Here is a 12,076-nt window from a genome sequence, read left to right as displayed (position 1 = left end):
CTGGAAATGGAAAGCCCTATGGATATCACTCAATTGCTGGAGGCCAGCGTGCGCCGTGGCGCCTCCGACCTGCATTTATCGGCCGGCCTGGCGCCGATGCTACGTGTGGATGGAGAGGTTTGGCCGATGGACTGGCCGGCACTCTCTGCGCCCCAAGTGGCCGATCTGCTGAGCCCTTTGCTGAACAACTATCAGCAAAAGGATTTCGAAACATCTCTTGAAACGGATTTTGCGTTCGAATTGCCCGGCGTGGCGCGATTCCGCGTCAATGTGTTCCAACAGGACCGTGGCATGGGGGCCGTGTTTCGCACCATTCCCAACGAGGTGCTGAGTTTGGAGAGACTGGGCCTGGGCGATGTATTCCAGCGTATCGCCCAGTTGCCACGCGGTCTGGTGCTGGTGACCGGGCCTACCGGTTCAGGCAAGTCCACCACCCTGGCGGCGATGATCGACCACCTCAACCAGCACCGTCGCCAGCACATCCTGACCCTGGAAGACCCCATCGAATTTATCCACACGCCAAAAACCGCCCTGATCAATCAACGGCAGGTGCACCGTGATACCCACAGTTTTTCGGTCGCGTTGCGCTCGGCCTTGCGGGAAGACCCGGATGTCATCCTGGTGGGGGAGCTGCGCGACCTGGAAACCATCCGCCTGGCATTGACCGCCGCCGAGACCGGGCACCTGGTGTTCGGCACCTTGCACACCACGTCGGCGGCGAAGACTGTGGATCGGCTGGTGGATGTCTTTCCCGCAGGGGAAAAGGCCATGGTGCGCTCGATGCTGTCGGAGTCGCTGCAAGCGGTGGTATCGCAAGTGTTAGTGAAAAAACTCGGCGGCGGGCGTGTGGCGGCTCATGAAATCATGCTGGGTACGCCAGCCATTCGTAATTTGATCCGCGAGGACAAGGTGGCGCAGATGGTCTCCGCGATGCAGACCGGCGCGGCGTTGGGAATGAAGACACTGGATATGAGTTTGAAGGCGCTTGTTGCCCAGGGCGTGATCAGTCGGGACGAGGCGCGGGAGAAGGCGAGGGCGCCTGGGGATATCTGACGGTTTGTGAGTGACACAAAACAAATGTGGAAAGGGGCGAAAAGCCCCTTTCCACATTTACTACTGCATTTCAGCTCAGGATCAGCGTTGCACGATGCGCAGGTTGTTGTTCTGCTCTTTCGGCAGAACCCGCTTGGCAATCACGTAGTTCTTGTCCCAAAACGGCTTTTTCAGCGTGTCGATGCTCACCGACTTGCCACGCCGTGGCGCGTGGATGAAACGGTCATTGCCCAGGTAGATGGCAACGTGGTTGACCTGACGGCTCTTCAACTTGAAGAACAGCAGATCGCCCGGTTTCAGGTCTTTGCGGTCGACCTTCAAACCGTGGCCGGCAGCCATGGCGTTGGAGGTGCGTGGCAAATCCACCGCTTTTACATCGTTAAAGGCATATTTCACCAAACCACTGCAGTCGAACCCTTTACTTGGGCTGCTGCCGCCCCAACGATAAGGAGTACCGAGCACATTCACCGCGCGGCTGAGCACGTTGCTGCTCTGCTTGGTGTTGACGGCCATCAGGCCTGGCGTCGTTTTACCGTGGGCCTTGCTCAGTTGAGTCGGACGGCTGACGGTCGGCTTGGCCGCTTTGGCGGTGCTCGGTGTGCTGTGGACTTTAGGGGTGAAACCGTTGACGTTGGGAAGTCGTTGCTCACGATTGGTGGCGTGGGCGGCCAGTGGCATTAATAGGCAAATGGTTAGCCATGTCTTGAAAAATGGTCGCATTAGGCGTGGCTCTTATGGGTTTGCGCGCAACTTTATAACAGCTTTTTGTGTCGTTCTCAGGCCGTTTGTCGACTGAACCTTGGGGTCAAATTCAGGAAAAACGCGACGAATCGCCGCAATTGTCCTACACAGGTCAGGTGGCATAAGGCTTTCAGGGAAGCGAAGATACCATTTGCCGTACGTCGGGCGCCTGTAAAAAAGTCACAAAGAAAGTGAAAAAATTTATCTATCGAGGCAAAAGAGGTACGCGATGAACACCTATCAACAGATTGGTCCGCAGCAAGATACCCACAGCAAGGTGATTGGTTACCTGCTTTGGATTTTCGGTTTTACCGGTGCCCATCGCTTTTATTACGGCAAGCCCGTGACCGGCACGATCTGGTTTTTCACGTTTGGCTTGCTGGGTATCGGTTGGTTGATCGACCTATTTCTGATCCCCGCCATGGACCGCGAAGCTGACATGCGATTTACCGCCGGGCCCATCGAATACAACGTCGCATGGATACTGTTGGCATTTCTTGGCGTATTCGGCGTGCACCGCATGTACCAGGGCAAGTGGATCACCGGTTTGATTTACCTGCTGACCGGTGGTTTGTTTCTGGTGGGGGTGTTGTATGACTTCTGGACGTTGAATACCCAGATATCCATCCGCAATGCCGAGCGCAATAACGGGCGCTGATCTCTCAAGCTGAAAAGGTGGGAGGGGCCAAGCTCCCTCCCACCCTTTTTCGCGACGACCTTTTAGGCCTGGTAGCTGATGCGCCCATCCACCAAGGTGTAGCGCACGCTCGCAGGCAGGCTATGGCCGACGAACGGGCAGTTCTCGCCCTTGGACAGCCACTGCTCACCCACTACGGTAGAACGGGCCGGATCAAATAGCACCAGGTCCGCCGCCGCCCCCACCGCCAACTTGCCCGCCGGCAGGCGCAATGCCTCGGCAGGCCCGCTGCTCAAGCGTGCCAGCAGCGTCGGCAGGTCCAGCAAGCCTTCTTCCACCAATGTCATCGCCAGTGGCAACAACAGCTCGACGCTGCTGATGCCGGGCTCGGTCGCGCCGAACGGTGCCAGTTTGGCATCGCGCTCGTGGGGTTGGTGATGGCTGGATATCGCCGAGACCACACCGGACTTCACCGCTGCGCGCAAACCGTCACGGTCGGCCAGGGTGCGCAGGGGCGGTTGTACGTGGTACAGGCTGGAGAAGTCGATCAGCGCCTCATCCGTCAGGATCAACTGATACAACGCCACATCCGCCGTCACCGGCAAACCGCGGGCCTGGGCCTGGGCGATCAGGGCCACGCCCCGGGCGCTGGTCAGTTGGCTGAAATGCGCGCGCACGCCGCTTTGTTCCACCAGCAGCAGGTCACGGGCCAGGGCCACGGTCTCGGCGGTTTCGGGAATGCCCGGCAGGCCGAGGAAGCTGGCCACGGCGCCTTCATGGGCCAGGCCGCCTTCGGCCAAGTCGCGGTCCTGGGAGTGGAAGATCACCGTCAGGTCGAAGGTGGCCGCGTATTCCAAAGCGCGGCACAGGGTGCGGGTGCTGCGGAAACTTTCCAGGCCGTTGCCGAACGCCACGCAACCGGCATCGCGCAGGGCAATCAGCTCGGCCAGTTGCTCGCCTTCCAAGCCTTTGCTCAGGGCGCCGATAGGGAATACTTTGCAATTGCCGGCTTCGCGGGCGCGGTCCAGGATCAGCTCGGTCACCGCCGAAGTGTCCAGGATCGGCTTGGTGTGCGGCGGGCAGCACAGGCTGGTCACGCCACCGGCGGCGGCGGCGCGGGTTTCGCTGGCGATGCTGCCTTTGCGGCTGTAACCCGGCTCGCGCAGGGCGACGTTCAGGTCCACCAGGCCAGGTGCGGCCACCAGGCCTTTGGCGTCGATAACCTGACCGGCACTGAAACCGCCAGGGGCGGCGCCGATGGCGATGATCTTGCCGGCTTCCACATGAAGATCGGTGATTTGATCCAGGCCGCTGGCCGGATCGATGACTCGGGCGCCGAGAATGCTGAGCTTCACTGGGCGTTCTCCTGCTCGAATTGACGTTGCGCGGTTTGCCCGCTCATGGCCATGGACAGTACCGCCATGCGCACGGCGATGCCGTAGGTGACTTGGTTGAGGATCACCGACTGGTTGCCGTCGGCCACCGCCGACTCAATTTCCACCCCGCGGTTGATTGGCCCCGGGTGCATCACAATGGCATCCGGCTTAGCGCCGGCCAGGCGCGTGGTGGTCAGGCCGAACAGGCGGTAGAACTCGCCTTCGCTCGGCAGCAGGCCGCCGGCCATGCGCTCGCGTTGCAGGCGCAGCATGATGACCACGTCCACATCCTTGAGGCCTGCGGTCATGTCGGTGTAGACCTTCACGCCGTACTGCTCGATACCGATGGGTAGCAGGGTTTTCGGCGCGATCACGCGGATATCCGGGCAACCCAGAGCTTTCAGGGCCAGCATGTTCGAGCGCGCCACCCGCGAGTGCAGGATGTCGCCGACGATGGCCACCGAGAGGTTTTCAAAGCTGCCCTTGTGCCGACGGATGGTGAGCATGTCGAGCATGCCCTGAGTCGGGTGGGCGTGACGGCCGTCGCCGCCGTTGATGATTGCCACCTGCGGGCAGACGTGTTCGGCGATGAAGTGCGCGGCGCCGGAGTCGCCGTGGCGCACCACGAACATGTCGGCGGCCATGGCTTCCAGGTTGCGCAGGGTGTCGAGCAGGGTTTCGCCCTTGCTGGCCGACGAGGTGGACACGTTCAGCGTGATCACGTCGGCCGACAGCCGCTGGGCCGCCAGTTCAAAGGTGGTGCGGGTGCGCGTGGAGTTCTCGAAGAACACATTGCAGATGGTTTTGCCGCGCAGCAACGGGACTTTCTTCACCGCCCGGCCGCCGACTTCGAGGAACGAATCGGCGGTGTCGAGGATTTCGGTGAGCAGTTCGCGGGGCAAACCGTCGAGGGACAAGAAGTGTTGCAACTGGCCCTGAGCATTGAGCTGCAGCGGGCGCTTGGCATCTAGAGGCGTCATCGCGGGGACTCTTTACAAGGCGGTTTAAGGGGCGAGGTCTTGCAGTTCGAGTTCGAGCGGCGTGGGACCGGACAATTTTACCCGCTGATGGGCCGCCAAAGACAGGGTGGCGCCCACCACATCGGGGCTGATCGGCAGCTCGCCGGCATCCAGATCCAGCAGGCACACCAAGGTGATGCTGGCCGGGCGGCCGTAGTCGAACAATTCGTTCATGGCCGCGCGAATGGTGCGGCCGCTCATCAGCACGTCGTCGATCAGCACCAGGTGCTGGCCTTCTATCTCAAAGGGCAGGGCGGAGGGGCGCACTTGCGGGTGCAGGCCGTTCTGGCTGAAGTCGTCGCGGTAGAAGGACACATCCAGCGTGCCGAGTGGCGCGTCGCTGCCCAGCGCTTCGAGCAACGCCTGGGCGACCCATACGCCACCGGTGCGGATGCCGATAAAACGCGGTTCGCGGATGCCGCGGTGTTCCAGGTGCGCCTTGAGGCGTATCGCCATCTGGCTGATCAGTTCGGCGGGATTGGGCAGGCTCATGGTGGCTCCTTCTAGGCCTTGCGCGTCGAGGTGGCGGCAGGGGTCGGGCTCAAACGTAAAAAGACGCGGCAAGCCGCGTCAGTCAGGATTCAAATAAAGCAGTGTTTTCATCCAGCCAACCCTGCAACAGCAAGGCGGCGGCGATGGCATCCACGGGATTGTCGCGGTAACTGCCCTTCTGCCCGCCACGGTCTCTGCGTTCACCTTTGGCTTCGAAGGTGGTCAGGCGTTCGTCGTGGGTATAGAAGGGGATGTTGTAGCGGCCATTGAGGCGGCGGGCGAACTTTTCCGCACGCAGGCACATATCGCTGGGCGTGCCGTCCATGTTCAAGGGCAGGCCGACCACCACGGCGTCGGGTTTCCATTCCTTGATCAGAGCTTCGACCTGATTCCAGTCCGGGATGCCGTTCTGGGCTTTGAGCGTGCACAGTTCGCGGGCCTGGCCGGTGATGACCTGGCCGACCGCCACGCCGATCTGCTTGGTGCCGTAGTCAAACCCGAGGATCAAGCGCAATGCCATCAGGCGTGCCCCGCCTGGCTGGTCAATAAGTTGAGGTTGACCCCCAGCTTGGCCGCCGCCGCGTCCAGGCGCAGTTCGCTGGCGGTGCCGAACAGAATCTCGGCGTCAAACGGGCAGGTCAGCCAGGCGTTGCTGGCCAGCTCGGCTTCCAGTTGCCCTGCCTCCCAGCCGGCATAGCCGAGGGTGATCACACTGTGCTCGGGCCCCACGCCATCGGCGATGGCGAACAATACGTCCTGGGAAGTGGACAGCGACACACCGTCCAGGTCCACCGTGGCCTGGAACGTCGGCCCGGTGGGGTGTAGCACGAAGCCGCGATCGGTCTGCACCGGGCCGCCAATGTAGATCGGCACGCCCTGGCAACGAGCAGGCGGGTCTACTTCGGGGCGCAATTGCTCAAGGATATCGGCCAGGTTCAGCTCTTGCGGGCGATTGACGACCAACCCCATGGCACCGTTGGCGGTGTGCTCGACGATGTAGGTCAAGGTATGCGCAAAGTTCGGGTCGGCCATATGGGGCATGGCGATCAGGAATTGGTGCTTGAGGTAGGTCGGGCTGACATTTTTCATGCCCGCTAGTGTGGCGGCGCAGGGGCGAACTGACAAGCCGGGTGTGAGCGCGATCAGTTGCTGGAAAGGCGATCGCCCCTGGCGAATTTCCAGGTGCGGATGATTTCCAGGCGGTCCACATCGTTCAAGTCCCCGGTAAAGGGCGCAAACGGTGCAGCCAGACGTACGATGCGTTGGGCGGCCTGGTCCAGCAGCGGCTGGCCGGAGGATTCCAGCACCTGCACCTCATACAGGGTGCCATCGCGGTTGATCGACACCAATAGGCGCAAATTGCCGTAGATCTGCTGGCGGCGGGCCTCTTCCGGGTAATTCAAGTTGCCGATGCGCTCGACCTTCTTGCGCCATTCGTCCTTATACCAGGCACCTTTGTCGCGCATGGTGGAGGCGGCATTCAGGCGGTAGATACGCGGGCGCTTGGCGTACAGCTGTTGTTCGTTGGCCAGTTCGGCTTCCAGGCTGGAGATTTGGTCGGACAACTGTGAGCTGTCGAACGTCGGCGCCGGTTTCACCGGTTCGGGCTGCGGCTCGGTCTTGGTCTTTTCGCGCGTGGTCGGGGCTTTCTGCGGCTTGGGGGCGACGGTGGTCACGGCCGCTTTGGGTGCAGCCTGTTTGACCTCGGGCTTGGGCGCTGGCGGCGGCGTGACTTTATTGACTTTGTTGTCCTGGAAAGGCGCCACTTCAGTGGTCTTGGGGATGGCTTTCTTGTCCAGCGTGCCGCTGCCTTGCTGGTTGTCCTGAGCAAGAAAATCGGCTTTCTCGGGTTTTTTTTCGCTTTTGAAGGTGGAGAGGGTGATTTCCAGGGTCTTGGTGATCTGCTTGGGCTCGACCATGGTGAAACCCACGCCGAGGAGGACGGCCAGGTGAATCAACGCCGCCAGGAACAGGGTGAAACCGAGCCGATCAGCCGGGCGCACGCCACTGTGGGAGAGTTCGGGGGGCAGATCGGACGGGAGTGTCATAACAAGAAAACCAACATCGCGCGTTTCACAGGTCGCGCATGATAACGCAATGTTGGTGTGTATCCGGCTGTTCTATGTCACTTGGCTTGTAGCTTGCGCTCAATGGCAGCCATCAACATTTCGCCGATGTTCGTGCCAAATGCGTTGTCGATCTCGCGAATGCACGTCGGGCTGGTCACGTTGATTTCGGTGAGATGCTCGCCGATTACGTCCAGGCCGACAAACAGCAGACCTTTTTCCCTCAGGGTCGGGCCGACCTGGGCGGCGATCCAACGGTCCTTGTCCGACAGCGGCCGCGCCTCACCGCGCCCACCGGCGGCCAGGTTGCCACGGGTCTCACCGGCGGCAGGAATGCGCGCCAGGCAGTAGTCCACCGGCTCGCCGTCGATCATCAGGATGCGCTTGTCGCCGTCCTTGATCGCCGGCAGGTATGCCTGGCCCATGATCTGCTGGCTACCCAGCACGGTCAGGGTTTCCAGGATCACCGACAGGTTGGGGTCACCGGCGCGGTGCCGGAAGATCGAAGTGCCGCCCATGCCGTCCAGGGGTTTGAGGATTACGTCGCCGTGCTTGGCGGCAAATTCACGCAGCACATCGGCGCGGCGGCTCACCACAGTGGGCGGCGTGCATTGTGGGAACAGGGTAGCGAACAGCTTTTCGTTGCAGTCGCGCAGGCTTTGCGGCTTGTTGACGATCAGCACGCCGTCGCGTTCGGCCTGCTCCAGCAGGTACGTGGAGTAGACGAATTCCATGTCGAACGGCGGGTCCTTGCGCATCAGGATCACGTCCAGGTCGCTCAGGGGGCTGTCGATTTCGTCTTGCAGTTCGAACCACTTTTCAGGGTTGGCGAACACCTGCAACGGGCGCATGCGTGCGCGGGCCTGGCCTTCACCCTGGTACAGGTCGCGCTGCTCCATATAGAACAGGGTCCAGCCGCGGGCCTGGGCGGCCAGGAGCATGGCCAGCGAGCTGTCCTTTTTATAGGAAATGCTGGCGATAGGGTCCATGACAATGCCGACGCGAACGCTCATGGGGGATTTCCTCTAGCAAATGGGGCGCATAAAAGTGGCGTCAGAGTGGCGCTGACGCTGTTGTGGGTCAAGGAAAAACCACCTGGCCAGTGCCTCGATAGATTGCTCCCCGAGACTGTGCTAAAAAGGCTGCCACGGCGCAGCAGCCCTTGAATTCCAAGGCTTGCGGCGTTCATCTTGGGCAATGTCAGGCAGTACACACCGAAAACCGATTCGCTGTGGCGATGGTAGAGCAGATATGGAACAGCATTCCAACGCCTTGAGAGTGATGGTGATCGACGATTCGAAAACGATCCGCCGCACCGCCGAGACGCTGTTGAAGAACGTGGGGTGCGATGTCATTACGGCCATCGACGGTTTCGATGCCCTGGCGCGGATCGTGGATCATCACCCGCACATCATCTTTGTCGACATCATGATGCCGCGCCTGGATGGCTATCAGACCTGCGCGCTGGTGAAGAACAACCCGGCGTTCAAGGCGATCCCGGTGATCATGCTGTCGTCCAAGGACGGCCTGTTCGATAAGGCCAAGGGACGCATCGTGGGGGTCGATCAGTTTTTGACCAAGCCTTTCAGCAAGGAAGAACTGCTGGGTGCAATCAAGGCCTATGTGCCTGGGTTCGCCGCAGTGGAACAAGCACACTGACGCCGCCTCACAAGGGCCGGCGCCGACCAATGTAGCGGGGAAAAACCATGGCACGTGTTCTGATCGTCGACGATTCGCCGACCGAAATGTACAAACTCACCGGCATGCTGGAAAAGCACGGCCACGAAGTGCTCAAGGCCGAAAACGGCGCGGACGGCGTGGCCCTGGCCCGCCAGGAAAAACCCGACGCCGTGCTGATGGACATCGTGATGCCGGGCCTCAATGGCTTCCAGGCCACCCGTCAGCTGTCCAAAGAGCCGGAAACCAACGGCATCCCAATCATCATCATCACCACCAAAGATCAGGAAACCGACAAAATCTGGGGCGCGCGCCAGGGTGCCAAGGATTACCTGACCAAACCGGTGGACGAAGACACCCTGATCGCCACCCTGAACAAGGTGCTGGCCGGCTGACGGCACGCCATCATGACCGAGTCGCAAACCGCCTTCGAGCTGTTGCTGGACATCGACCGCCGCTGCCGCCTGCTGGCCGCCGACCTGCCCTCCCAGGAGGCCGGCTTGCAGCGCTGGAGCGGGATCGGCTTTCGGGTGGGCGCCCATTGGTTCGTGGCGCCAATGGGAGAAGTTGCCGAAGTTTTGCATGAGCCACGTTGCACTTTAATGCCCGGGGTCAAGACCTGGGTACGAGGTGTGGCTAACCTGCGCGGGCGTTTATTGCCGGTGATGGACCTTGGTGGGTTCCTTGGCGAGGCGCTGTCCAGGGCGCGCAAGCAACGGCGGGTGCTGGTGGTGGAATTCAATGACCTGTTTGTTGGGTTGCTGGTGGACGAGGTGGTGGGCATGCAGCATTTCGCACAGGACGCCTTATTGGCCAACGCCGCGCCGGGCGCGCCGTTTATTCAGGGGCATTTCGACGGCGACCCGTCGTGGCAGGTCTTCAGCCCGTTCGCCCTGGCCCAGACGCCAGGTTTCATGGATGTTGCCCCATGACCACCGCGACCACCGTCAAACCCCAGGCCGGCTCGCGTAGCCGCTCGCAGATCATCGTGCTGTTTATCGCGCTGATCGTGTTCATCATGCTGTTGTTCGCCAACTTCGCCTACCTCAATACCCAGTCCACCTACGACAAACAGTACATCGGCCACGCCGGTGAATTGCGCGTGCTGTCCCAACGTATCGCCAAGAACGCCACCGAGGCCGCCGCCGGCAAAGCCGCGGCGTTCAAGCTGCTGGGCGAGGCGCGCAACGACTTTGCCCAGCGCTGGGGCTACCTGAAAAAAGGCGACCCGCAAACCGGCCTGCCCGCCGCCCCCAGCGCCGTGCGCGCCGAAATGCGCGCGGTGCAGACCGATTGGGAAGCCCTGCTGAAGAACACCGACGCGATTCTGGCCAGCGAGCAGACGGTGCTGTCCCTGCATCAAGTGGCCGCGACCCTGGCCGAAACCGTGCCGCAATTGCAGATGGAGTCGGAAAAAGTCGTCGAAATCCTGTTGCAGCGCGGCGCGCCCGCCAGCCAGGTGGCCGTGGCCCAGCGCCAATCGTTGCTGGCCGAACGTATCCTGGGCGCGGTCAATACCGTGCTGGCCGGCGACGAAACCGCCGTGCAAGCCGCCGACGCCTTTGGCCGTGACGCCAACCGCTTCGGCCAGGTGCTCAATGGCATGCTCAACGGCAACCCAGGACTGCGCATCACCCAGGTTGAAGACCGCGATGCCCGCGCGCGGCTGGCGGAAATCGCCGAGTTGTTCGAGTTCGTGTCCGGCTCGGTGGATGAAATCCTCGAAACCTCGCCGCAGTTGTTCCAGGTGCGCGCCTCGGCGAGCAATATCTTCAACCTGTCCCAGACCCTGCTCGATGAAGCCTCGCACCTGGCCACCGGTTTCGAGAACCTGGCCAGCGGGCGCAGCTTCGACACTATCGGCGGCTATGTGCTGGGCTTGCTGGCGCTGACCTCGATCATCCTGATCGGCCTGGTGATGGTGCGCGAGACCAATCGCCAACTGCACGAAACCGCCGAGAAGAACGAGCGCAATCAGAACGCGATCATGCGCCTGCTCGATGAAATCGAAGACCTCGCCGACGGCGATCTCACCGTGACGGCGTCGGTCACCGAGGACTTCACCGGCACCATCGCCGATTCCATCAACTATTCCGTGGATCAGTTGCGCGATCTGGTGGCCACCATCAACCTCACCGCCGGCCAAGTGGCCGGCGCGGTGCAGGAAACCCAGGCCACCGCCATGCACCTGGCCCAGGCGTCCGAGCACCAGGCCCAGCAGATCGCCGAGGCGTCCACCGCGATCAATCAGATGGCCCAGTCCATCGATCAGGTGTCGGCCAACGCCGCCGAATCCTCGGCCGTGGCCGAGCGCTCGGTGGAAATCGCCAACAAGGGCAATGAGGTGGTGCACAACACCATCCATGGCATGGACAACATTCGCGAACAGATCCAGGACACCGCCAAACGCATCAAGCGCCTGGGCGAATCGTCCCAGGAGATCGGCGATATCGTCAGCCTGATCGACGATATTGCCGACCAGACCAACATCCTCGCCCTGAATGCGGCGATCCAGGCCAGCATGGCCGGGGATGCCGGGCGTGGTTTCGCGGTGGTGGCCGATGAAGTGCAACGCCTGGCCGAGCGTTCGTCGGCCGCCACTCGGCAGATCGAGACCCTGGTGCGGGCGATCCAGGCCGACACCAACGAAGCCGTGATCTCCATGGAGCAGACCACCACCGAAGTGGTGCGCGGCGCGCGGTTGGCCCAGGACGCCGGGGTGGCGCTGGAGGAAATCGAAGGCGTGTCGAAAACCCTGGCGGCGCTGATCCAGAGCATCTCCAACGCGGCGCAACAGCAAACCTCGTCGGCGGGGCAGATCTCCCTGACCATGAATGTGATCCAGCAGATCACCACGCAGACCTCGTCGGGCTCCACCGCCACTGCCGAGAGCATCGGTAACCTGGCGAAGATGGCCAGCCAGTTACGCCGGTCGGTGTCGGGCTTCACCCTGCCGCCGCCCAAACAGGTCGACAGTTGATAGGTACAGGTTTCAAGAACACCAGCAACTCATGA

General features: G+C 61.6%; 14 protein-coding genes. 6 read left to right on the top strand and 8 right to left on the bottom strand.

The features are described from left to right. The first annotated feature begins 18 nt into the window (after positions 1-18). On the top strand, positions 19-1,053 hold the full coding sequence (locus ABX75_RS07815) for a type IV pilus twitching motility protein PilT (protein ID WP_034101270.1): 1,035 nt from the start codon (positions 19-21) through the stop codon (positions 1,051-1,053). 81 nt (positions 1,054-1,134) lie between these two features. Here the strand turns inward: ABX75_RS07815 and ABX75_RS07810 are convergent, their stop codons facing one another. Next, positions 1,135-1,773, bottom strand: a complete 639-nt coding sequence (locus tag ABX75_RS07810) for a C40 family peptidase (RefSeq protein WP_034101269.1) — start codon at positions 1,771-1,773, stop codon at positions 1,135-1,137. 250 nt (positions 1,774-2,023) lie between these two features. Between ABX75_RS07810 and ABX75_RS07805 the strand changes: the two genes are divergently transcribed. After that, positions 2,024-2,452: a TM2 domain-containing protein gene (locus ABX75_RS07805; RefSeq protein ID WP_047881717.1), complete on the top strand. Its 429-nt coding sequence runs from the start codon at positions 2,024-2,026 to the stop codon at positions 2,450-2,452. A 62-nt stretch (positions 2,453-2,514) separates the two neighbouring features. Here ABX75_RS07805 and ABX75_RS07800 read toward each other — a convergent pair whose 3' ends face one another. The 7 genes from ABX75_RS07800 to gshB all read right to left on the bottom strand — a co-directional run bounded on the left by ABX75_RS07800 (position 2,515) and on the right by gshB (position 8,397). After that, positions 2,515-3,786, bottom strand: coding sequence for a dihydroorotase (locus tag ABX75_RS07800; protein ID WP_047881716.1), 1,272 nt, complete (start codon positions 3,784-3,786; stop codon positions 2,515-2,517). After that, the gene (locus ABX75_RS07795; RefSeq protein WP_034101265.1) at positions 3,783-4,787 is read right to left on the bottom strand and encodes an aspartate carbamoyltransferase catalytic subunit; all 1,005 of its coding nucleotides are present in this window, start codon (positions 4,785-4,787) and stop codon (positions 3,783-3,785) included. Before ABX75_RS07795 ends, ABX75_RS07800 begins: the two co-directional genes overlap by 4 nt. A 24-nt stretch (positions 4,788-4,811) precedes the next feature. Continuing rightward, a complete protein-coding gene (gene pyrR / locus ABX75_RS07790) occupies positions 4,812-5,318 on the bottom strand; it encodes a bifunctional pyr operon transcriptional regulator/uracil phosphoribosyltransferase PyrR (protein ID WP_034139672.1) in 507 nt (168 codons plus the stop codon). Between the two features lie 82 nt (positions 5,319-5,400). After that, the gene (gene ruvX / locus ABX75_RS07785; protein ID WP_003176676.1) at positions 5,401-5,838 is read right to left on the bottom strand and encodes a Holliday junction resolvase RuvX; all 438 of its coding nucleotides are present in this window, start codon (positions 5,836-5,838) and stop codon (positions 5,401-5,403) included. After that, complete coding sequence (locus ABX75_RS07780) at positions 5,838-6,407, bottom strand: YqgE/AlgH family protein (protein ID WP_034115354.1); 570 nt, start codon at positions 6,405-6,407, stop codon at positions 5,838-5,840. The genes ruvX and ABX75_RS07780 overlap by 1 nt, the downstream gene beginning before the upstream one ends. 53 nt (positions 6,408-6,460) lie before the next feature. Beyond that, positions 6,461-7,366, bottom strand: coding sequence for an energy transducer TonB (locus ABX75_RS07775; protein ID WP_034115353.1), 906 nt, complete (start codon positions 7,364-7,366; stop codon positions 6,461-6,463). Positions 7,367-7,443: 77 nt separating this feature from the next. Next, on the bottom strand, positions 7,444-8,397 hold the full coding sequence (gshB, locus tag ABX75_RS07770) for a glutathione synthase (protein ID WP_040267003.1): 954 nt from the start codon (positions 8,395-8,397) through the stop codon (positions 7,444-7,446). A 238-nt stretch (positions 8,398-8,635) separates the two neighbouring features. On the opposite strand from gshB, the gene pilG reads away from it, so the two are divergent. The 4 genes from pilG to ABX75_RS07750 are packed head-to-tail and all read left to right on the top strand — an operon-like array spanning position 8,636 to position 12,041. After that, positions 8,636-9,043, top strand: coding sequence for a twitching motility response regulator PilG (gene pilG / locus ABX75_RS07765; RefSeq protein ID WP_034101259.1), 408 nt, complete (start codon positions 8,636-8,638; stop codon positions 9,041-9,043). Between the two features lie 47 nt (positions 9,044-9,090). Then, on the top strand, positions 9,091-9,456 hold the full coding sequence (gene pilH, locus ABX75_RS07760; protein WP_034101258.1) for a twitching motility response regulator PilH: 366 nt from the start codon (positions 9,091-9,093) through the stop codon (positions 9,454-9,456). Between the two features lie 12 nt (positions 9,457-9,468). Then, on the top strand, positions 9,469-9,993 hold the full coding sequence (locus ABX75_RS07755) for a chemotaxis protein CheW (RefSeq protein WP_034101257.1): 525 nt from the start codon (positions 9,469-9,471) through the stop codon (positions 9,991-9,993). Continuing rightward, entirely contained in the window at positions 9,990-12,041 is a 2,052-nt protein-coding gene (locus ABX75_RS07750) for a methyl-accepting chemotaxis protein (protein ID WP_034101256.1), read from the top strand. The genes ABX75_RS07755 and ABX75_RS07750 overlap by 4 nt, the downstream gene beginning before the upstream one ends. Positions 12,042-12,076: the final 35 nt, after the last annotated feature.

Origin of the sequence: Pseudomonas sp. ARP3, assembly GCF_001029595.1 — a bacterium.
Taxonomy (GTDB): Bacteria; Pseudomonadota; Gammaproteobacteria; order Pseudomonadales; family Pseudomonadaceae; genus Aquipseudomonas; species Aquipseudomonas rhodesiae.
The sequence above is the reverse complement of the archived record's forward strand: the minus strand, read 5'-3'. Positions and strand labels throughout refer to the sequence as shown.